Annotated in this window: 22 protein-coding genes; 12 read left to right on the top strand and 10 right to left on the bottom strand. The window is 64.7% G+C overall.

Features of this window, described 5'->3' with window-relative positions:
- Window positions 1-434, top strand: a 434-nt coding sequence (locus ACIQ42_RS05145) for a flagellar type III secretion system pore protein FliP (protein ID WP_397421134.1), incomplete at its 5' end; no start/stop codon positions are given.
- A gap of 2 nt (window positions 435-436) precedes the next feature.
- On the opposite strand, the gene ACIQ42_RS05140 is transcribed toward ACIQ42_RS05145, so the two are convergent.
- From ACIQ42_RS05140 to ACIQ42_RS05120, 5 genes are all read right to left on the bottom strand, one after another.
- A complete protein-coding gene (locus ACIQ42_RS05140; protein ID WP_397421133.1) occupies window positions 437-3,361 on the bottom strand; it encodes an endoglucanase in 2,925 nt (974 codons plus the stop codon).
- Window positions 3,362-3,364: 3 nt separating this feature from the next.
- On the bottom strand, window positions 3,365-4,207 hold the full coding sequence (locus tag ACIQ42_RS05135; RefSeq protein WP_397421132.1) for a MotE family protein: 843 nt from the start codon (window positions 4,205-4,207) through the stop codon (window positions 3,365-3,367).
- Window positions 4,204-4,770, bottom strand: coding sequence for a DUF6468 domain-containing protein (locus ACIQ42_RS05130; RefSeq protein WP_397421131.1), 567 nt, complete (start codon window positions 4,768-4,770; stop codon window positions 4,204-4,206). The genes ACIQ42_RS05135 and ACIQ42_RS05130 overlap by 4 nt, the downstream gene beginning before the upstream one ends.
- A complete protein-coding gene (fliM, locus tag ACIQ42_RS05125; RefSeq protein ID WP_397421137.1) occupies window positions 4,767-5,771 on the bottom strand; it encodes a flagellar motor switch protein FliM in 1,005 nt (334 codons plus the stop codon). Before fliM ends, ACIQ42_RS05130 begins: the two co-directional genes overlap by 4 nt.
- Window positions 5,772-5,897: 126 nt before the next feature.
- A complete protein-coding gene (locus ACIQ42_RS05120; protein ID WP_397421130.1) occupies window positions 5,898-6,554 on the bottom strand; it encodes a flagellar basal body-associated FliL family protein in 657 nt (218 codons plus the stop codon).
- Window positions 6,555-6,765: 211 nt separating this feature from the next.
- Here ACIQ42_RS05120 and flgF point away from each other — a divergent pair, with 211 nt between their 5' ends.
- Genes flgF through flgH form a run of 4 tightly spaced genes read left to right on the top strand, consistent with a single transcriptional unit; the run spans window position 6,766 to window position 9,805 of the window.
- Entirely contained in the window at window positions 6,766-7,503 is a 738-nt protein-coding gene (gene flgF, locus ACIQ42_RS05115) for a flagellar basal-body rod protein FlgF (protein ID WP_397421129.1), read from the top strand.
- A gap of 14 nt (window positions 7,504-7,517) precedes the next feature.
- Window positions 7,518-8,306, top strand: a complete 789-nt coding sequence (gene flgG, locus ACIQ42_RS05110) for a flagellar basal-body rod protein FlgG (protein WP_397421128.1) — start codon at window positions 7,518-7,520, stop codon at window positions 8,304-8,306.
- Between the two features lie 5 nt (window positions 8,307-8,311).
- Window positions 8,312-9,055, top strand: coding sequence for a flagellar basal body P-ring formation chaperone FlgA (gene flgA, locus ACIQ42_RS05105; protein WP_397421127.1), 744 nt, complete (start codon window positions 8,312-8,314; stop codon window positions 9,053-9,055).
- A gap of 15 nt (window positions 9,056-9,070) precedes the next feature.
- Window positions 9,071-9,805, top strand: a complete 735-nt coding sequence (flgH, locus tag ACIQ42_RS05100; protein WP_397421126.1) for a flagellar basal body L-ring protein FlgH — start codon at window positions 9,071-9,073, stop codon at window positions 9,803-9,805.
- Window positions 9,806-9,824: 19 nt separating this feature from the next.
- Here flgH and dxs read toward each other — a convergent pair whose 3' ends face one another.
- Genes dxs through ACIQ42_RS05075 form a run of 5 tightly spaced genes read right to left on the bottom strand, consistent with a single transcriptional unit; the run spans window position 9,825 to window position 14,500 of the window.
- Window positions 9,825-11,741: a 1-deoxy-D-xylulose-5-phosphate synthase gene (dxs, locus tag ACIQ42_RS05095; RefSeq protein WP_397421125.1), complete on the bottom strand. Its 1,917-nt coding sequence runs from the start codon at window positions 11,739-11,741 to the stop codon at window positions 9,825-9,827.
- Between the two features lie 23 nt (window positions 11,742-11,764).
- Window positions 11,765-12,646 carry a polyprenyl synthetase family protein gene (locus tag ACIQ42_RS05090; RefSeq protein ID WP_397421136.1) on the bottom strand — a complete coding sequence of 294 codons (882 nt, stop codon included), beginning with the start codon at window positions 12,644-12,646 and terminating at the stop codon, window positions 11,765-11,767.
- A complete protein-coding gene (locus ACIQ42_RS05085) occupies window positions 12,643-12,885 on the bottom strand; it encodes an exodeoxyribonuclease VII small subunit (RefSeq protein ID WP_397421124.1) in 243 nt (80 codons plus the stop codon). Before ACIQ42_RS05085 ends, ACIQ42_RS05090 begins: the two co-directional genes overlap by 4 nt.
- 31 nt (window positions 12,886-12,916) lie before the next feature.
- Window positions 12,917-13,516, bottom strand: coding sequence for a histidine phosphatase family protein (locus ACIQ42_RS05080; RefSeq protein ID WP_397421123.1), 600 nt, complete (start codon window positions 13,514-13,516; stop codon window positions 12,917-12,919).
- 60 nt (window positions 13,517-13,576) lie between these two features.
- Window positions 13,577-14,500: a histone deacetylase family protein gene (locus tag ACIQ42_RS05075; RefSeq protein WP_397421122.1), complete on the bottom strand. Its 924-nt coding sequence runs from the start codon at window positions 14,498-14,500 to the stop codon at window positions 13,577-13,579.
- Window positions 14,501-14,533: 33 nt separating this feature from the next.
- Here ACIQ42_RS05075 and ACIQ42_RS05070 point away from each other — a divergent pair, with 33 nt between their 5' ends.
- The 7 genes from ACIQ42_RS05070 to ACIQ42_RS05040 form a co-directional block, all read left to right on the top strand.
- Entirely contained in the window at window positions 14,534-15,067 is a 534-nt protein-coding gene (locus ACIQ42_RS05070; RefSeq protein ID WP_397421121.1) for a GNAT family N-acetyltransferase, read from the top strand.
- Window positions 15,068-15,210: 143 nt separating this feature from the next.
- The gene (locus tag ACIQ42_RS05065) at window positions 15,211-15,702 is read left to right on the top strand and encodes a recombinase family protein (RefSeq protein WP_397421135.1); all 492 of its coding nucleotides are present in this window, start codon (window positions 15,211-15,213) and stop codon (window positions 15,700-15,702) included.
- An 87-nt stretch (window positions 15,703-15,789) separates the two neighbouring features.
- Complete coding sequence (locus ACIQ42_RS05060) at window positions 15,790-15,954, top strand: hypothetical protein (protein ID WP_397400321.1); 165 nt, start codon at window positions 15,790-15,792, stop codon at window positions 15,952-15,954.
- 78 nt (window positions 15,955-16,032) lie between these two features.
- The gene (locus tag ACIQ42_RS05055; RefSeq protein ID WP_397421120.1) at window positions 16,033-17,226 is read left to right on the top strand and encodes a VWA domain-containing protein; all 1,194 of its coding nucleotides are present in this window, start codon (window positions 16,033-16,035) and stop codon (window positions 17,224-17,226) included.
- Between the two features lie 61 nt (window positions 17,227-17,287).
- A complete protein-coding gene (locus ACIQ42_RS05050; RefSeq protein ID WP_397421119.1) occupies window positions 17,288-17,950 on the top strand; it encodes a TetR/AcrR family transcriptional regulator in 663 nt (220 codons plus the stop codon).
- Between the two features lie 9 nt (window positions 17,951-17,959).
- Window positions 17,960-19,141, top strand: coding sequence for an MFS transporter (locus tag ACIQ42_RS05045; protein WP_397421118.1), 1,182 nt, complete (start codon window positions 17,960-17,962; stop codon window positions 19,139-19,141).
- A partial coding sequence (locus ACIQ42_RS05040) for an amidohydrolase (protein ID WP_397421117.1) occupies window positions 19,138-21,398 on the top strand: 2,261 nt, incomplete at its 3' end. The genes ACIQ42_RS05045 and ACIQ42_RS05040, both read left to right, overlap by 4 nt.

The following is a 21,398-nucleotide window of genomic DNA, read 5'->3' as shown; positions in this document are numbered from 1 at the left end:
AGCGGTCCTATAACGAGGGCATCAAGCCCCTGATGGACCAGCAGATGGAGCTGCCCGCCGCCTTCGACGCCGCCGGTGATCCCGTAAAGCAGTTCATGCTGAGCCAGGTGGACGAGGAGGATCTCGCCCTCTTCATCCGCCTGTCCAAAATTCCCAAGCCCGCCACGGCGATGGATACCCCGATCCGCGTGGTTACCCCGGCTTTCATGATTTCCGAGCTCAAGCACGCCTTCGAGATCGGCTTCCTGCTGTTCGTGCCTTTCCTGGTGATCGACCTGGTAGTGGCCAGCGTGCTGATGAGCATGGGCATGATGATGCTGCCGCCGGTGGTGATCAGCCTGCCGTTCAAGCTGATATTCTTCGTACTAGTCGACGGCTGGCGGTTGGTCGCGGGGAGCCTGGTTGAGAGCTTCCAGAAGGGCGCCGGAGGGTAGTGCTACCCCCTCGCGCCTGCCCCGCCCGCCGCCTGCGCCTGTCTCGCCGGGGCTACGGGAGCCTTCGGCGCACCGACCGGCGCAGGGCGGGTCTTGAAACGGCCCTTCATCTTGGCGACCCAGCCGGCAAAGGCTTCGTTGTCGGCTGAGACACGACCAAAGTCGGCCACGTTCAGGCGGCCCACGGGCACGCCGGACAGTGCGATTCGCAGAGCCTCCGGGTTGCTGGCTTTCTCGTAGAAGCCTTCGTAGCGCTGTTGCAGCCTGGCCAATGACGCCTCGTCGCCGGCCAGGCTGTAGGCGACTCCGGCGCGGAGCAAGCGGCCCTCGTCCTCACTGGTCAGGGGCGCGGCAGACTTCCAGCGCTCACCCAGCGCCTTCTCGAACATGGGGCCGGCGGCGGCCCAGTTCTTCTGCTTCCATGTGACTTCCCCACGCAATTCGTTGGCGTCTCGCGAAGGGTCCTTCTCGATGATCTCGAGCGCGCTTTCGAAGCGGCCAATCCCCGACCAGGCCCGCGCCTCGATCAGCCGGCGCTCATTGGCCAAGGCCGTGGGCAGTACTGTGGTGCGCGAGCCGTTGATCGCTTCCAGCGCCTGTTCAGGCCGGCGATCCATCAGATAGATCACCGCCAGATCGGTGGAGACCTGGGCGCGGGCCACACCCTCCAGGCGCTCTTCGGCCTGATACTTCAGAAGTTCGGCGGCTTGCGACAGCAGATCTACATCCACCAGGCGGCGAACGATCTTGCGCACCATCAGGTCGCCGTCAGCGCCGATCGGCGCCAGCTCCTTGAAATCGTAGAACAGCGCCAGCGCCTGTACGGGCTCCAGTCCATCAGCCAGTCCGTCCAGGAACAATCCCTTGAATGCGGCATTCAGATCGGCCGTGAGTTGCTGGGCCTGCGGCACGTTGGGCAGCCGGCTACCGGCCGAACGCAGCGCCTCAAGCGCCTCTCGATAGCGACCCTGTTCCAGATAGAGCTTGCCCAGAGCCCTGATTGTCTCCAGCTCGGTGGCGTCGCCGCGCCAGCGATACCGCAGACCATCAAACGCCGTCGCAGCCTGAAGCGGGGTCATCTGCCCCAGCTCCATCCGGATCTGGGTAGCGCGTAACTGCGCCGGTGCGGCGATGGAATCCTTCGGTGCGGTCGCAACAGCGAGGTAAATCTTCAGCGCCCGATCCTTGAAGCCCTGAAGTTCGATCACGCGAGCCTGGGTCAGGCGGGTGAGCAGCCGCTCCTCCGATGACGTCTTTTCCTGTAGCGCCTGACGAACACTCGCGTCGGCGGCGACAAGATCACCCAGCGCCAGGGCAGCCTGTGCGTCGGCGCGGGCGAAGCGAGCCCGCCACTGGGCTGGCATCAGGCCGAAAGCGGCAGCGCCTTTGGCAAACTGGGCGCGGGCCTCCGCTGCCTGTCCAAGCTGGACGTTCAAGTAGGCGCGCCAGAGGGAGGTCGAAGGGTCCTCCAGCAGCGCCGGTGATGAGAAGTCCGCGTCAGCCTCGGCATAGCGCCGGGCCATGGTGCGCGCGATGCCGCGCAGGCCCCGGACCTCTGGATCATCCAGAGCCTCGGGGTCCGTTTGCCCAAGATCAGTCAGCACACCAATGGCTTCGAATGAGAGCTCGGAGCCAAGGAGGAACCGGGCGAGCGCCTTGCGCGCTTCGGTGCTGCGACCGTCCTTCTCCGCCATGCGCTCCTGCGACGCCGCCGTCACCAGAGCGTTGTAGCGGGGCAGGAAGCCGTCCTCGCCCACTTTGGCCCAGGTCTCGTCGATCAGCGCCGGCATGATGGCGGCCTGCGGCGCATCGGCCGTTGCGGTCTTGCGGTTCCGGCCGGCCCAGGGGGGCGAAAGCGTCAATCCCTCGGTACGCGACAGCCGCACCAGTTCACCGTCACGCTTAACGCTCAGATCGTCGACCAGGGTCTCTACGGCCAGCCCCTGGAACGACGCCAGAAAGGCCAGGTCCACATAGTCACGCCGACTGGATAGCCCTTTGGAAGGTCCCAGCGCTGTGACCACCGAAAGCGTGTCACCCATCACCGGATCAGGAAGATTGATCACGCGCGTCGCGCCCGCCAGCGGGGCTTTCAGATTGGCTGGACCGCTGTCAAGGTCACGCAACACGCGCACGACGGTCGGCTGTGGCTGGCCGCCCGGGCCAATGGAAACGGTCCAGGTCGCCCCTTGCGATTCCGCGAACACCGGCGCGTCGCCAGACACCTCGATCCGCAGGGCCGCATGGTCTGCGCCCCGGAACACCTGGCTGTTGCGGATTGCCGAGACGCCCTTTGGTATCTTTGAAACATCGAGATTGGCCGGGGCGTCAAACACGATCCAGACCGCATCTCCCCGCCGGAACACGGCGGCGCCGGCCGGGTTCGCGAACGGGAACGAAATCTGTATCTGATCTCCCGCGACCTTGCTCTCCGCGCGGATCAATCCGCCGGGCGGCAGGGGGTTCGCGCGAACCGGCTCGGCTTCAGCGACCTCCACTTCCGGCGTCGACGCCCCAGCCTCGGATGGCTCCGCTTTCTCGAAGGCGTTCACATAGGTCGAACCGTCGGCGGCGCCGATCCTGGCTTCGGCGTTATCGGCAAGCGTTAGGACCAGCTGCAGGCGACCATTCACCCGCCGTTTCTCTGCGGTCTTGAACCACTTCGGTGGCGAGGTCCGCAGGCGCGCAATGTCAGGATCACCGTCCCGGTCAAGGGTCAGGATGACGGTCTGGCCTTCCTGGCGGCTTGTGGCCCGCCCGCCCCGAACCTCGACACGGGAGAAGGTCGCCGTACTCGCGACGCGCACCTCGATGCCCTCGCGCCTTACCTGCGTCTGAGCTGGCTGCGCGGCGATCCCGGCAGGCGCCGCGACGCTGGCGATGCATGCCGCAGCGACCCCCGTTCGAAGAGCCTGCCTGAGCCTCATGGTTTAACCGGTCTTGGCTGGCGCGGCGCCAGGCGCAGGTGCCTTGGGCGTTGCAGCTGTCTTGCCCGCGGCTGGAGCGGGCCCGCCGGCGTTAGCCACCTGCTCGGCCTTCTTGGCCGCGTTCATGGCGTCGGAATACCGTCTGGCCAGAGACTCCGTAAGCCGCTTGGCTTCGGGCGCCGGCATCTGAGCGATGATTGAGGAGAGCGCGCGCTCCTTCATCTTGGCCGCGATCGGAATGCGAACGTTGTCATCAAGCAACACCATCCGCGGCGCGGCGTCCTTGGCCTTCATGCCCTCGAACACCTTAACCAGACGATCAATCTCGGCCGCCTCCTTGGTGCTGCTCTGGGTCAGAAGCCCCTGAACATCCCCTTTCAGGCTGTTCAGAGTCTTGATCTTTGCGTCCAGCTTGGCCTCTGCGGCAGCCATCAGGGCCAGCTGGGTCGACAGGTCATCCTCACGCTTGTCCAGCTGACCGCGCCGCGTGCCCAGGCTCTGCAACACCTGAAGTTCCGCGGGTGACAGCCCCGCTTGCTTGGCAAGCTCCGCAGCGGTGGGCGCGCAGACGGCCTTCGGAGGAACCGTTGCGCCCGCGGCGGCGGCCACGGCATCCTTGGCCTCACCGGTCGCGGCTGCGGCACCCGCCTTTTCCCCTGGCTTGGCCGGATCCTTCGCAGCCTTGTCATCCTTGGCCGGGGTCACGGTCTTGACAGCTTCTTCAGCGAAAGCCTGCGCGCCCGATACCAGGCCGGGCAGATCCCGCGCGCCCGCCAGGGCGTTGACGGCAAGTACGCCGCCTATGGCTACGCCGACCAGCGGCAGAATGCGGGGAACGGACTTCAACGACGGGCTCCGGCAAAGCGGTGGGAGACGACAGGCGCGTCCTCGAACAGATCATCATCCAGGTTGACCGACCGACGCGCCGACTGGGCATCGCGCCTGGTGGGGGGATCATCGGCCATTCGGGTTTCCGATTCGTTTGCGCCCTGAGCCTCGATCCGGGCCCTCGCTACGGCCAGCAAGGTCGCCAGACGATTCTCAGCCGCCGTTTCCCGCACCGGCATTGCCGAAGGCATGGGTCTTGCCGGCGTGACGCGGTCAGGCAACACCGACTTCGGCAACTCCGGGGCGGCACCAATCAACCGCTCCAGCTGAATGGCCAGAGCGCGGCCCTTCTCGATCCGGTCAGACAGGGTGTCCGTCGCCTCATCGGTCGCGGCACGGAGGTCGGCCAGGCCCTGCTCTGCCCTCTGGGCGGCGAGATTCAGATCTCGCACGGCAACCTCGAAGCCATCGTGGCTGTCCCGCAAGGCGCCAAGTCGGCGATTCAGCCGCATGCCGACGACGAGGGCCGCCAGCAAGAGACCCGCCAGGATCAGATTCATGACGATACCAATCAGGGTCATGTAAGCCTCTGTACGGCTTGCCGGGCATTGGGCGTCAAAGGCGCCTCAACACGAACGGCGATGTGGGCGTTGCGCCGACCCATCCGACCGCGGGTGAGCGGTATTGTTCCGGCGCGTAATTCAATCAGGCTGTCCGGGGTGGCGTTCAGCATCAGGGTGTCGCCGACTTTCAGATTCAGCACGCGCTTCAGGCTGATCTGTTGCTCATCAAGGACGGCGCGAACCTCGGTCTGGGTGGTCCACAGCTCTGTAGCCAGGTGGCTTTCCCAGATATTGTCCCGGCCGAACTTCTCGCCCATGAACTGCTGCAACAGCATTTTCCGGATGGGTTCGAGGGTGGCGTAAGGCAGCAACAGCTCGATGCGCCCGCCACGGTCTTCCATGTCGATCCGCAGCTTCACCAGAATGGCGGCGTTCGCCGGGCGAGCGATCGCAGCAAAGCGCGGGTTGGTTTCGAGACGATCCAGGGTGAAGCTCACGGGCGTCAGCGGCTCAAACGCCTCCTTTGCGTCGGCCAGCACCACCTCGACCATTCTTTGCACCAGCACGCGCTCGATGGTCGTGTAGGGCCGCCCTTCGATTCGCATCGCCGCCGTACCGCGCCGACCGCCCAGGAGCACATCCACGATCGAATAGATCAGGTTCGAGTCCACGGTCAGCAGACCGTAGTTGTTCAGTTCCTCGGCGCGAAACACCGAGAGGATGGCTGGAAGCGGGATCGAATTCAGGTAGTCGCCAAACCGGATCGACGAGATGTTGTCGAGGCTGACCTCGACGTTGTCGGACGTGAAGTTGCGAAGGCTGGTCGTCATCAATCGCACGAGACGGTCGAAGACGATCTCGAGCATCGGCAGACGCTCGTATGACACGAGCGCCGAATTGATGATGGCCCGAATGCCGGTGCGCTCGGCGCTATCCTCATCCGACATGTCGAAGCCCAGCAGGCTATCGATCTCATCCTGATTGAGGATGCGCTCGGCGCCCTCAGGCCTGGCCGCCATGCCCTGGACGCCCAGCGCGCCGATATCTTGCGACGCCTGCCCGTCTTCGGTCGCAGACGCGGGATTTTCAGCGATGGGTTGGATTTCGTCTTCCATGAATCCTGGGATGCAACGCGCGCCGTAGCGCTAGTTGATCAGCATCTCCTCGATGAGCACGGCGTTGGCCTTGGAGGGCCCGATCACCAGGTTGACCCGCCGCAGGATCTCCATACGGAGCTGATAGGACCCCTGGCTGCCCGAGAGATCCTCCGGGCGCAGCTCGCGCAGGAAGGTCTGGAACATGTCCTGGAGCCTCGGCATGTTGGGGTTCAGTTCCTCGACCACAGTGTCATCGGGCAGTTCGAGTGTAAGTTTCAGCTTCAGGAAGGTGGGGCGACCGTCGGCGGTCTGCATGTTCACCACCAGATCGGGCATGGTGTAGAATACGATCCCATCGGGGCCTTCGCGGACAACAGCGGCACCGGCCTCGCCTTCCTTGCCTTCCTTGCCTTCCTTGCCTTCCTTGCCTTCCTTGCCCTCCTTGCCGCCCTTCTTCTCGTCCTTCTTCTTCTCTTTCTTGTCCTTGCCGGCCTCACCCTTCTCTGCGGCGGCCTCCGGCTTGGGCTTGAGGAAAATGAACGCGGCAGCACCGCCGCCGCCAAGCACGACCAGGGCTGCAACGCCGCCGATGATCAGCATCTTCATCGGCAGTTTTTTCTTGGCGGGAGCTTCGCCCTCCGCGCCCTCTGCAGGGGCTTCGGTGGCTTCCGCCTCCTTGGCGCCCTTCTTTTCCTTTTTGGCCACGCGCGCGTTCCTTAGATCTTCGCCGCCTCTACGAATGCCGGGCTTTGATGAAGAAGGCTTTAACGGTTCTTAACGGGCGCGAATTCTGCCCGGCATTTTCCGCCGCCCGGCGCGCGTTAACCTTCTTATTTACTGATTTTACTGATCTTTTCAGTTGGCCCGAAGCTTGCAAAGTGGAGATCCGAATTCGTCGATCGCCAAGGCTGCCCGCATGGACAACGCCATCTTCGTAGGTCTCTCGCGCCAGATGCTGCTGCGTCGGGAAATGGACATCGTCGCCAACAACATCGCTAACCTCGACACGACAGGCTTCAAAGTTGAGTCGCTGATCCACAAGACCGAACCCGCAGCGCCGGCTGCCACTTTGGGCGGTCCGCGTCCGGTTAAGTTCGTCGGCGATGACGGCGTGGCGCGCGATTTTGGCCAAGGCTCGCTCAATCCTACCGGCGCGCCGCTGGATATGGCCATCGAGGGCAAGGCGTTCTTCCAGCTACAAGGCCCCGATGGCCCACGCTTCACCCGCGACGGTCGTTTCACCGTCGACCCTGCAGGCCGTCTGGTCAGCCAGGGTGGACTTCCCGTGCTCGACAAGAGCGGCAGCGAAATCAACATCGATGCCGAAAAGGGCGAGGTGAAGGTCGGGAGCGACGGCAGTCTCAGTCAGGGCAACGAACGGATAGGCCAGGTGGGCATGTTCGCCTTCGAAAACCTTAGCGCGCTCTCCAAGACCGGCGACAATCTCTATCGCAACGACTCGAACCTGACCGCGACACCTGCCGAAGATGCCCGGCTGCGTCAGGGCATGCTGGAAGGCTCGAACGTCAAACCGATCCTCGAGATCACCCGGATGGTTCAGGTGTCCCGGGCATATGAATCCACCGCCAAGATGATGGACGCGCAGAGCGATCTTTCCCGCCGCGCCGTCGAGCGTCTGGGCCGGGCTCAGTAGAAGGCTAACGACTGATGCAAGCGCTCCGCACCGCCGCGACCGGCATGGCCGCCCAACAGATGAATGTCGAGGTCATCTCGAACAACATCGCCAACATGAACACCGTGGCCTTCAAGCGCCAACGGGCCGAGTTTCAGGACCTTCTTTACCAGACCTTCGAGGCCGCCGGCACGCAGTCCTCCGACCAGGGCACCATCGTCCCCACCGGGGTACAGGTGGGCGCGGGCGTCAAGGCTGGCGCTGTCTATCGCGTGGGTACGCAAGGTGCGCTGACCCGCACGGACAATCAGTACGATCTGGCCATCGATGGCCGCGGCTACTTCCAGGTGCTCTCGCCGTCGGGTGAGAACGTCTACACCCGTGCCGGCAACCTGGCGATCAATGATCAGGGCCAGCTGGTCACCCAGGATGGCTACCAGGTCCAGCCAGCCATCACGATTCCCGGCGACGCAACCAAGGTATCGATCTCAAAGTCGGGCCAGGTCGAAGTCATTCAGGCCGGGCAGACCAACCCCAGCATCGTCGGCGTTCTGGAACTGGCCACCTTCGTCAACGACGGCGGACTGAAGGCCCTGGGCGGAAATCTGCTGCAGGAAACGGCCGCATCCGGCGCCCCCACCAGCGGCACTCCCGGCTCAGTGGGCATCGGCACTCTGGTCCAGGGCTGGACCGAAGCTTCCAACGTCGACGCCGTTGCGGAAATCACCGCCCTGATCGTCGCCCAGCGGGCCTATGAGATGAACTCCAAGGTCATTTCCACCGCCGACAACATGTTGGCCACAGCCAACCAGATCAAGGCCTGAGGATCATGAAGGCCGCTGCACTTCTGCTCGTTGTTCTGATGGCTACCCCGGCGCTGGCCGCCACGCCGGTCACGCTCAAGTCCGAGATGGTGGACACCGACGGAACGGTGACCCTCGGCGAGATTTTCGAGGGCGCGGGCGCCGCTGGTCGTACGCCTGTCGCCTCACGCAGCGGGACCACCGTGATGCTGAGCGCCAACGCCGTGCAGGCGGCGGGGCGCCGCGCCGGACTAGACTGGGCCAACGCGGAGGGCCTGCGCCAGATTGTGGTGCGCGGTGCTGCCACCGCCGCAGCCAGGCCCACCGCCTCTGCGGCGCGCGCGAACGTCGACGTCCTGACCTGGACCCGCAATCTGGCCGCCGGTGAAATCGTACAGCCTCAGGATCTTGTCTGGGCCAAGGTCGCCCTCGCTCCAGCCGACGCCGCCACCGATCCCGACGCCGTGGTCGGCATGGCCGCACGCCGCACACTGCGCGCCGGCACCGCGGTCGCGGGACGCGATGTCTCGGCGCCCCAGGTAGTCAAGGCCAACGATGTGGTTACCCTGGTGTTCGATGATGCCGGCATCACACTGACGCTTCAGGCCAGGGCCGTATCCGGCGGCGGTGTCGGCGACACCATCAGCGTCCAGAATGTCTCGTCGAAGAAAACCATCCAGGCGGTGGTCGCAGGACCAGGCCAGGCCGTCGTCGGTCCGGCTGCCGATCAGATGAAACTCTCCCGTTCAACCCGCTACGCCCTCCGCTGAAGGAAGCCATAGACCATGCGTCTCCGCACCCTTGTTGCTCTTGCCGCCCTGGCCCCGCTGGCCGCCTGCTCCACCGTCAAGGAGGCCGCCCGCGGCCCCGAGCTGTCGCAGGTGGGCTATCCCGCCGCCCTGATGCCGCGTGAGCAGACTGTCCTGGTCTCATCGCGCGAGCCTTCGCCGCAAGCGGCCAGCGCGAACTCGCTCTGGCGTGTAGGTGCGCGGGCCTTCTTCAACGATCAGCGCGCCAGTCGCGTTGGCGACATCCTGACCGTGCAGATCGACATCGATGACAGCGCCAAGACCACCAACGCTACGTCCAGCTCACGCACCTCGGGTCTGAAGGCCGGCGTACCTCATCTGCTGGGCCTGGAATCCACCCTTGGCAAGGTCCTGCCAGGCGGCTTCGACCCGGCCAATGCGCTGGAAACCAACTCGACGACATCCAACGCCGGCGCCGGCCAGGTGAACCGCTCAGAGAAAATCAGCCTGACCATCGCCGCCGTCGTCAGCGGCGTGCTGCCCAACGGCAATATGGTGATCCAGGGCGTGCAGGAGGTCCGCACCAACACCGACTTGCGCCAGCTCACCGTGGCCGGCATCGTGCGCCCCGAGGATATCTCGTCCGCCAACACCATCCGCCACACCCAGATTGCCGAGGCCCGCATCAGCTACGGTGGGCGCGGAGATATCAGCCGGTTGCAGAAGACGCCTGCGGGGCAATCGTTGCTGGAGCGGTTCTCGCCGTTCTAGGCGTCAGCCAGGTCGAACTCTAGGCCCGCCGCCCCGCTACGGCTGCGTTCCCGATCCCCAGCGCGTCCAGGGCGCCGCGCACGATCCCGTCCGCATCGATACCGGCGTCGGCGTACATGACGTCCGGTTTGTCGTGGTCCTGGAAGATGTCCGGGAGTGTCAGGGTGCGCACCCTCAGGCCGCGATCCAATGCGCCGTGCTGGGCCAGGGCATGAAGCACAAAGGCCCCGAAGCCGCCCATGGAGCCTTCCTCCACGGTGATCAGCGCTTCATGGTCGCGCGCCAGGCGCAGCAAGAGGTCGACGTCCAGCGGCTTGGCGAAACGGGCGTCGGCGACGGTCGCCGACAATCCGCGAGCGGCCAGCATGTCGGCAGCCCTCAACGCATCGCCTAATCGGGTGCCGAATGACAGGATGGCGACCGCCGTGCCTTCACGCACAATGCGGCCCTTGCCGATCTCGAACGGTGCAGCGAGATCCGGGATGGCGACGCCCGTCCCCTCCCCGCGCGGATAGCGGAACGCCGAGGGCCGGTCGTCGATGGCGACAGCCGTGGCGACGGCGCGGGCCAGCTCGGCCTCATCCGCCGGGCCCATCAACACCATTCCGGGCAATTGCCCCAGATAGCCGATGTCGAACGATCCGGCATGGGTAGCGCCGTCGGCGCCCACCAGACCTGCGCGATCAATGGCGAACCGCACTGGCAGGCCCTGGATGGCTACATCGTGGACAACCTGATCGTATCCGCGCTGCAGGAATGTCGAATAGATCGCGCAGAAGGGCTTCATGCCATCCGCCGCCAGACCGGCGGCAAACGTCACCGCGTGCTGCTCGGCGATGCCGACGTCAAAGGTACGGTCGGGGAAGCGCTCGCCGAACAGATCGAGGCCCGTGCCCGAGGGCATGGCCGCCGTGATCGCCATGATCTTGGGATCCAGCTCGGCGCGCTTCACCAACTCCTGGGCGAACACCCTGGTGTACTGCGGCGCGCCGGCCTGAGCCTTGTTCTGCTTGCCCGTGACCACGTCGAACTTGACCACGCCGTGGTACTTGTCGGCGGCGTTCTCGGCAGGGCCATAGCCCTTGCCCTTCTGCGTGACCACGTGGACCAGCACTGGCCGGTCCTCGATCTTTCGGGCGTTCTTCAGCACATTGACCAGGGCGTCCATGTCGTGGCCGTCGATTGGGCCGACATAGTAGAAGCCGAGCTCTTCAAACAGCGTGCCGCCGGTGACCATGCCGCGGGCATATTCCTCGGCCTTGCGGGCGGCTTCCTGCAACGGCTTGGGAAATGCCTTCGAGACCGCCTTGCCCAGGTTGCGCAGGGACTGGTAGCCGCCGCCCGAGACAAGCCTGGCCATGTAGGCGCTCATGCCGCCTACCGGCGGCGCGATGGACATGTCGTTGTCGTTCAGGATGACCGTGAGCTGCCTGGTCGCCTCACTGGCGTTATTCATGGCTTCATAGGCCATACCGGCGCTCATTGAGCCGTCGCCAATGACGGCGACCACCTTGTTATCTTGGCCCTTGGCGTCTCGCGCGGCGGCAAAACCCAGGGCCGCCGAAATCGAGGTAGCGGCATGCGCGGCGCCGAAGGGGTCGTATTCACTCTCGCTGCGCTTGGTGAAGCCTGACAGACCGCCGCCCTGGCGCAGGGTGCGGATACGGTCGCGACGACCAGTCAGAATCTTGTGCGGATAGGCCTGATGGCCCACGTCCCAGATCAGGATGTCCTTCGGAGTCTCATAGACGTGGTGCAGCGCCACCGTGAGCTCGACGACGCCCAGGCCGGCGCCCAGATGTCCACCCGTCTGGGATACCGCATCGATGGTCTCTGCCCGCAGTTCGTCGGCCAGCTGGCGCAGCTGCGGGAGGGTCAGGTCCCGGGTGTCGGCCGGCGAGGAAACCGTATCGAGCAGGGGTGTTTCTGGCGGCATTGAACGCGGACGTCCCTTGGAAATTACTGGTGGCGCTCTAGCACGAAATCCACGCTGGCCCGCAGAAATTCAGCCTGCGCGCCAAACGGATCCAGGTGAGATTTGGTCTGAATCTTCAGCAGACCCAGCCGATCGCGCGCCGCATCCGCGCCCAGCAGGGTGACGAAGGTGGTCTTTCCCGCCGCCGCATCCTTGCCCGCCGCCTTGCCCATCAACGCCGCATCACCCTCGGCGTCGAGCAGGTCGTCGACAATCTGGTAAGCCAGACCCAGATCGTGGGCGAAGGCGACCAGGGCATGCCGCTGAGCCTCCCGCGCGTGCGCAAGAACCAACGGAAGTTCAAAGGCGCATGTGATCAGGGCACCGGTCTTAAGCCGCTGCATTCTGGCAACGCCGCCGAGATCCTCGCGCACCCCCAGCATATCGATCATCTGGCCGCCCACCATGCCGCGCGCGCCCGACGCCACGGCCAGCCGGGTCACCAACTCGGCACGCACCGCCCCGTCGGGATGAGTGTCTGGATGTGCAAGAATTTCAAAAGCTGCCGCCTGAAGCGCGTCCCCCGCCAGCACGGCCGTCATCTCATCATAGGCAATGTGTACGGTGGGCCGACCCCGGCGCACATTGTCATCGTCCATACAGGGCAAATCGTCGTGGATCAGGCTGTAGGCGTGGACGCATTCCAGCGCGCAAGCCGCCCGCAGCACGTGCCGGTCGTCCAGATTCAGCATACGGCCGGTTTCAAGCGCAAAGTAGGTGCGCAGTCGTTTACCTGGCCCCAAAGCCGCATAGCGCATCGCCTCTGTCAGCCGGCTTTCGGGCCCCTCCGCGCGAGGCAGCAGCTCATCCAGCGCCACGGTGACGAGATCTGCCGCTTCCGCCACCCGGCGGGCCAGGTCCATCAGCCGAACTCGGCAGGCTCGACGCCGGGTGCGCCGCCGGCCCCAATGATGATCTTTTCGACGCGCAGGCGGGCTGCAGCCAACCGGGCCTCGCAATGGGCTTTCAGTAGCGCGCCGCGCTCATACATCCGGATCGAATCCTCAAGCGGGGCTTGCCCCGACTCCAGGCGCGCAACGATCTGCTCGAGTTCTGCGAGCGCGGTCTCGAAGGTCATTTCGGCGATGCTGGCGGGTTCGGACATGATGTTTCCTTAGGACTGCGCCAGACAACTGTCAGCCCCGTTTGAACCGACGCATGGACCAGTACTTGTAGCCCTCGCTGTCGGCCAGCTTCCAACCCTGCCGGAGCAGGCTACGGCCAATCAAGTGGTTGAAGAAGCCGTGAGCCATCACGACGACCGTCTGGCCATTGGCCGCAAATCCGATAAGCAACTCTGCGGCCTGGTCGGCGCGGGCCTCGGCTTCAGCGCGACTTTCCTGACCATCGTGGAAGTTCAGGTACCACCACCAGACGCGCGCGACGAAGCCCCAGATTTTCGGAGAAAGACGGACCCAGCCGGGAAATCGCGGCGGCGGCAGCGGCGCCTCGATCAGGAGTTCGTACCGGTCAAACGGCTTGTCGCCCACCACGCTCTGAGCACTCTCGATCGCACGCAGACGGGTTGAGGTGACCAGGGTCCCGCAGTCGGCCACGAATCGCTTGAGGCGATCCGGTGGCGTCTGGCCAGGCAGTAGCCCGCCAATCTCATATCGGGCCCAGAACTCGCCATATCCTGCGGCGTCCAGCATCACCTTGCGCGAAAGCGCGGGTTCGCCGTGCCGGGCCAGAATAATCTGGCCATAGGGCTTATACGCCGTCTCGAGCGCGCTCAAGACGTCCGCCCGAAGGCAGGAGTGGCGTGACCGACCAAAAGCACGTGCCTGACTTGCCCCTCACCCCTCGCCAAGGGCGGCCACATGCGCAAGCGCAGAGCGTCCCAGAGCTTCGAGGTCGTAGCCGCCCTCAAGCGACGACACAACCCGGCCCTTGGCGCGCCGGTTCGCCACCGAGACGATCGCACGGGTGGCCCAACCGAAATCCGCCTCTTCCAGGTTCTGTCCACCCCCAGCAACGGGGTCGCGCCGGTGCGCGTCGAAACCGGCCGAAACCAGGATCAGGTCCGGTTCAAAGGCGTCAACCCTGTCCATTAATCCCTCGAACGCGCGCCGCCAGACGGGTGCCGGGGCGCCATCGGGCGACACCGCATTGACGACATTGGCCGGCACAGATTCCGAGGGGTGCCCGGTCCCCGGCCACATCGGCCAGGACTGGATCGAGGCGAAAAACATGCCTGTGCGCGACCCCAGGGCCGACTGGGTGCCGTTGCCGTGGTGCACGTCGAAGTCGATTACCGCGACGCGCGCAAGCCCGGCTGCCTGAGCGGCGAACGCCGCAATTGCGATGTTGGAGAACAGGCAGAAACCCATAGACAGTCCAGGCTCTGCATGGTGGCCCGGAGGCCTGACCGCGCAAAACGCCCGATCCGCACGGCCCGCCGCGACGTCGCGCACCGCTCGCACCACCGCACCCGCCGCGCGTTGCGACGCCAGCAGAGTGCCCGGCGACATGAAGGTGTCCGGGTCCAGCTCCACGACGCCCAGCGCCGGCGACTTGCCGAAGATCTCATCCAGATAGGCCGCCTCGTGTACGGCCAGCAGGGCGGCGCGCTCCACTTTTGGCGCCTCCAGGACTTCAAGGTCCAGCGTGGCGTCATCCAGGGCATCCAGCACGGCGCGCAGCCGCTCTGGGCGTTCGGCGTGACCCGCACCAGGGTGGTGGCCGAACATGTCGTGATGAGTGTAGAGCGCGGTCGTCATGCTTTCCTTCTAACGTATAGGCGAGACTTTCGGATGCCAGAACCCACCATTCGTCGCGCGGCGATCGCCGATGCCGAGGTGTTATCCTGGATAGGCGCCGAGACCTTCAGCCAGACCTTCGGTCATCTGTATCACCCGGATGATCTGGCGGCGTTTCGCGCCGAGGCGTATGGGCTCGACAGTACCCGGGCAGATCTCGCTGATCAGGCCAAGGCTCAGTGGTTGGTAGAGATTGACGGACAGGCGATCGGCTATGCTCTGGCCGGGCCCTGCGGTCTGCCGCACGAAGACGTGACACCGACTTGTGGTGAACTCAAGAGGCTGTATTTCCTCAAGGATCACCAGGGCGGCGGGAATGGGGGCCGCCTATTCGCGCAGGTCCTGGACTGGTTGTTAGCGGACGGTCCGCGGACTCTCTGGATCGGCGTGTGGTCCGAGAACTTCGGGGCCCAGCGGTTCTATGGGCGTCACGGCTTCTCGAAAGTCGGCGAATACGGGTTCAAGGTCGGCCGCACCGTTGATCGGGAGTTCATTCTGAAGCGCCCGGCCACCCGCACCCAGATTTGACACAATTGTACCACCGAATTGCCTAAGTAGCTGATTTTGAATATTTTCATTACGGAGATTTAACCTCCGCCAGTCTTGGCGGCGGCGCTTGTTTTTGGGACCTTGACGTTGAGGACCTTCAGGTCCGGGACCGGCGGGTGGGGATGCTCAGGATTGGCTATGTTCGGGAGGTTGACGCTGCCTCGCAGCAGGACTCGGCCCTGTTGGAAGCTGCCGGCTGTCAGGTGGTTCGCCATGAAGCGACCCGTTCAGAAGGCGTCGTTCTGGACTCCATTCTCGAATTCATCGGTCCAGGCGATCTATTGGTCGTCCAACGGCTCGATCGGCTGGCCGGCAGTGGCCGAGGGCTCTTGAGGGTCCTGGATGCGCTTGAGGCCCGTGGCGCGGGCCTTCAGGTCTTGACGCCCTGTCTTGCAAGCCAGGGCGCAGCGGGCCGCGCGCTCCGCGCAGCGGTCGAGGCTGTGGCAAGTCTTGAGCCGCCCCACCCGGTCCGGGGCCATCGCGCTGCGGCAATCGATGCGATCGTGGCGCTCCGGAACCAGGGACTGGGACCCGTGGAAATCGCCAGGCGCCTGGGGGTCTCGCGGATGACTGTCTGGCGCCGGCTTCAAAACCTGAAGTCCATGGAGGCTTGATGCTCGCAGCCTATAGGGCAGGAAAGCGGAATCTGCGATGAGTGCCGAAACCCAGCTTCCCGCGCGGATTGTCAGGAACCATCTGCCATGAAACCCCCGATCAAACGGCTGTCAGACCTCAAGGGCGGCACGCCGCCAGCAGGTGTCTATGCACCACCCACACCCAAGGTCTCGCGCCAGAAAAAAGCCAAGGTGCTGACCGCCGCCGAGCGCGCCGCCTTCCTGGCGTCCCGGCCGGACCTGAAGCCCTAGGTCGGAGACGACTGGACATCGGGCCAACCCGGCCCCATCCTGCAAAGTTCAAACAGACGTTTGCCGCGAGCCTATCCCATGTTCATGCGCTTCTTCACCGAGCTTCGCGAAGCCAAAGTGCCCGTGACGCTGAAGGAATACCTCATCCTCATGGAGGCCATGGACAAGCAGGTCATCGGCCGCTCGGTTGACGACTTCTACTATCTGTCCCGCGCCGCCCTGGTGAAGGACGAGAAAAATATCGACCGGTTCGACCGGGTTTTCGCCCAGGTTTTCAATGGCCTGGAAAAGACCGCCGGTGAGGGACTCACCGCTGATCTTCCGGCTGAATGGCTGAAGAAACTCTCCGACAAGTTCCTCACCGAAGAGGAAAAGGCTCAGATCGAGGCCATGGGCGGCTTCGAAAAGCTGATGGAAGCGCTGGCCGAGCAGATGAAGCGGCAGCAGGAAGAAGGCGACGGGGACGGCGAAGGCAAGGGCAAGAACGGCCGGAATGGTCAGGGCGACAGCCCCTTCGGCGCCAACGGCTATCACCCCGAGGGCGTCCGGGTCGGCCAGGACAAGGGCCGCCACGGTCGCGCGATCAAGGTCTGGGACAAGCGCGAGTACAAGAACCTCGACGACAGCGTCGAACTGGGCACCCGCAACATCAAGGTGGCGCTGCGCCGCCTGCGCAAATGGGTCCGCGACGGCCACCCAGACGAACTCGATATGAACGGCACCATCAAGGGCACGTCACAGAAGGGCTATCTGGACATCCAGATGCGCGCCGAGCGTCGCAACAAGATCAGTGTCCTGATCTTCTTCGACATCGGCGGCTCAATGGACAGCCACATCAAGGTCTGTGAGGAACTGTTCTCGGCCGCACGCACCGAGTTCAAGAACATGGAGTTCTACTACTTCCACAACTGCCTCTACGAGAGCGTCTGGAAGGACAATCGGCGCCGGCACGCGGAAAAGCTCAACACGATCGACGTTCTTCACAAATTTCCCCACGATTACAAAGTGATCTTCGTGGGCGACGCGACGATGAGCCCCTACGAAATCACCTATCCGGGCGGTTCCGTGGAGCATTGGAATGAGGAAGCCGGCGCGGTCTGGCTCGACCGGGTCTCGGGCATCTTCAAACACATGGTCTGGCTGAACCCCACCGCTGAACGGCATTGGGACTACACCCCCTCCGTCGGCGTGATCAAACAGCTGGTCAACGACCGGATGTTTCCGCTGACGCTCGACGGGCTCGAAAAGGCGATGAAGGAGCTGTCTCGCTAGCTGCACGCATCGCTCTGTTTGACGTCTCGCCCAAAGCTCCCAGGAAACCTAAGGGACTCGCATGATCGATCCCCTGATCCAGGACCCGCTTGACACCACCGAAGAGGCGCAGGCCGCGACCAAGGCGGCTGTGTTTATCGCGGCGGAGCGGCTGTTCGCGCTGAACGGCTTCCAGAACGTTTCGGTGCGCGACATCACCGCGGCTGCAGGCGTCAACCTGGCCAGCGTAAACTACCATTTTGGCTCGAAGGACGCCCTGCTGTTCGAGATCTTCCGGCGGCGCACCGCCGAGCTCAATCGCGAGCGCGCCCGCATGCTGCACGAGGCCAATGGTCGCCACGCGGGCCGTCCGCCGGTACGAGATATCCTGGCCGCCTATTTCTCCCCGCCCATGCGTTGGGCCTCGCCGGACAATGAGCGGCGCATCTCGCTGCAGTTCATCATTCGGGCCCGCTCGGAGGGCAACGCCGACATGCGTGACGTGCTCCGCAACGATGTCAGCCACCTGGCCCGCTTCGCCGACGCGCTGATCGCTGCAAGGTCCGACCTGCCCAAGGAAGACGTCTACTGGCGGCTGCACTTTGTCCTGGGCATGGTCCACAACAACCGCTTCGCCGAGTTTGACAGGCTACATCACCTGTCCGACGGCCTGACCCGGGAAGGCGACGTGGATGCGCTGCTGCGACGAATGCTTGACTTCGCCGAAGCCGGCTTCAACGCCTGATCACGGGTGGTGACCAGTCTGATCTGGAAGGCGACCGCCTACCGCTTCCTCGACACTCTGATCCTGATCTTTCCGTTCTACACGGTCATGTTCGCCGAGACGGGACTGACACCGATCCAGATTGGTCTGGCCCTGGCGGCATGGTCACTCACCGCGATTGTCCTGGAGATTCCGACCGGCGCCCTGGCTGACAGGGTGTCGCGCCGCTGGCTCCTCCTGATCGCCCAGCTGTTCCGGGGATCCGGGTTCCTGCTGTGGTTTCTGTTTCCGGGCTTCTGGGGCTTTCTGGCCGGGCAGGTGCTGTGGGGCGTCAAGACGGCGTTGGTGTCCGGCACCTTTGAGGCGCTGCTGTTCGATAAGTTGAAGGCGGCGGGCCGGGAACAGGATTACGCTCGAGCCATCGGGCGCGCCCAGACCGGCCGCTTCGTCGGCGTCATGGCTTCGGCGCTGGGCGCAGCCGCCCAGGCCGACCTGGGCTACCCGGCACTCACACTGATCAGCGCCGTAACCGCAGTCCTTGCGGCGGCCTCAGCGCTGGCGTTGCCGCGAGCGCCGTTGGCGCTGGCGATCCACAGAGTGAATCCGATCCATCGCATGCGGCAGGGCATTGGCGAGGCCTTGACCCGTCCGGGCGTGCTGCAGATTCTTCTTTTCATCGCGGGCATGCAGGCGCTGCTGGCCGCCTGCGAGGACTATTGGCAGATCTTTGCAATGGAAGTGGGCCTTCGCAGCGCCCAGATCGCCCTGTTTGTAGCCGCGATGGGTGGGGCCCAGGCTCTCGGCGCTGCTGTGGCGCACCGCGTGCCGCTGGGCCATCGCGCGGCCCTTCATGGTCTGGTGGTCCTGGCGGGCTGTTGCCTGATCGCCGCGGCGGCGACGTTCCAGACCTGGTCGGTGGCGCTGGCCGTTCTGTTCACGGGTTTGTGCCGGATCGCCGACGTCCAGGCTGACGCCCAGTTTCAGCACGCCCTCTCCGGTGAAGCGCGGGCGACGGTGGCCTCGGTGAAGGGATTCGCCAGCCAGTGCGCCATCATGCTGCTGATCCTGAACTTTGGAGCCATGGCGCAGTTCAGCAGCTACCGAATGGCGTTCCTGGCGCATGGTGTGGCCTTGACGCTGCTGGGTCTCGGGTACGTGATGTGGTCGCTGCAGCGAGCTGGCGGAGCTCGCGCGCAAGGGGATTCTCGATGAGCAGATCCAAACGGCCCGGTGTTGACCGCCGAAGTCTCATGACCATCGGGGGCACCGCGATCGCGGCGACATCGCTCGCGCGGCCGGGTCTGGCGTCGAAAGCATCAGACGAACCGTCGTCGCTGGACGTCAGGATCACGGAAGGCACCAATATCGCAGTCTCGGCGTCGCCGGACGGCCGAACCCTGGCCTTCGACCTGTTCGGCGTGATCTGGACGCTGCCAGTCGCCGGCGGCGTGGCCAAGCGGCTCACCGATGATCTCACCGATGGCGCGCAGCCTGACTGGTCTCCGGACGGCAAGCGCCTGGTCTTCCAGTCCTATCGCGACGGCACGTTCCAGGTCTGGACCGTCGGCGCAGATGGCAAGGGCCTGACCCAGCATACGCGGGGTCCCTTTGATTGCCGCGAGCCAAGGTTCTCGCCAGACGGCAAATCCATCGCCTTTGGATCAGATCGAACCGGCGCCTATGCGATACACATCCTCGATCTGGCCTCTGGCGCAACCCGGCTCTGGGCGACGGCGAAGGGTCAGGCCTGCGAGCCCGCCTGGTCGCCGGACAGCCGCCGCATCGCCTTTGCTGTGGACCGCGCCCGCGTCGAGATCGTCGACGACAACGGTGTCCGCGAGACCGGTATCGCGATCCGAGTCTCGTCCGAACGCGGAAGCCCGTCCGAATTGCGCAATCCCGCCTTCATGCCCGACGGCAAAGGCGTTGCCTGCCATATCGTCGCCAATGGTCGGGCCCGCCTGCAGGGCCCGGACGGCGTCCTGGCGGAAGGTGAGGACATCTTTCCGTTCCGCCCATCCTGGTTGCCGAACGGTGACATGATCTACGCCGCTGACGGTCAGATCCGCCGCCGCACCCCGGCCGGCGTAACCACGACCATCCCCTTCAGTCTTTCTGTTCCGGTCGCCCGCCCCAGTTATCGCAAGCGTCAGCGCGACTATGACAGCACGGCCCGCAAGCCGGTGATCGGCATCGGCAGCCCGGCGCTCTCGCCGGACGGCAAGCAGGTCGTTTTCCGCGCCCTGAACGCCCTTTGGCTTCTGACGATCGGCGGAAAATCCAGCCGCCTTGTCAGCGACGGCTTCTGTGTCTGCGATCCTGCCTGGTCTCCCGACGGCAAGACCCTGGCCTACTCCACCGACCGAGGCGGCACGCTGGACCTCTGGCTGCGCGACATGATCTCAGGCACTGAACGCCAGCTCACCCGCCACAAGGACGCTGCGCTCTCGGCCGCATGGTCGCGTGACGGCAAGACCCTGGCCTTCCTGGACCAGAATGGATCCCTGCACACCGTCGATGTGGCGAGCGGTCGCGTCCGGCAAGTCTTCGGCGCCATCTGGGAGCCTGGCAAACCGACTTGGAGTCCAGACGGCAAGACCCTGGCTCTGGCTGCTTTCAAGCCCTATTCGGCCCGTTTCCGTGAGGGGCTCAGCGAGATCCTGACTGTGGATGTGGCCTCCGGCACAGCCACCTATCAGCCGGTGTTTCCGGACAAGTCGCTGGGGACGCGCGGCGACGACGGCCCGGTTTGGTCGCCGGATGGCAAATCCATCGCCTTCGTCTTCGCCAGCCGGCTGTGGGTGGCCCCGGTCGACGCCAGGGGGGTGATGTCCGCCCCGCCCAAAGCCCTGAACACCGAAGTCACCGACGCCCCCACATGGAGCGGCGATAGCGCCAGACTGCTCTATCTCTGCAACGGCGCGCTGCGGATGATCGATGCGACAGGCGGCAAGCCCGTCACTGTCTCCCACGGCATAACCTGGGCCAACGCCCGGCCAGCAGGCCGGGTCGTGGTCCGGGCCGCCCGGGTCTGGCAGGGGCTGACAACCGAGGTGCGCAGGGGCGTCGATATCGTTGTCGTCGGCAATCGCATCGCCGATCTCGTGACCGCCGGGACCGCTGTCGGCGACGCCAGGATTCTTGACGCCGGCGACGCCACGGTGATCCCCGGCCTCGTTGAAATGCATGCTCACCGCCAGATGCAAGGCTATGGCTATGGTGACCGGGAAGGCCGCCTGTGGTTGTCGCTCGGCGTCACCACCAGCCGTTCACCCGGCTCACCGGCCTATCACATGGTGGAGGACCGCGAGGCCATCGACGCCGGCGCCCGGATAGGCCCGCGCTATTTCTCCACCGGCGAGGCGATCGACGGCTCGCGAATCTACTACAACTTCATGCGGCCGGTGACCGAGCCCGGCCAGATGGCGCTGGAGTTGTCGCGCGCCAAGGCCTTGTCCTACGATCTGCT

The organism is Phenylobacterium sp. (genome assembly GCF_044372605.1).
GTDB lineage: Bacteria > Pseudomonadota > Alphaproteobacteria > Caulobacterales > Caulobacteraceae > Phenylobacterium.
This window is presented reverse-complemented; position numbering and strand designations above follow the sequence as displayed.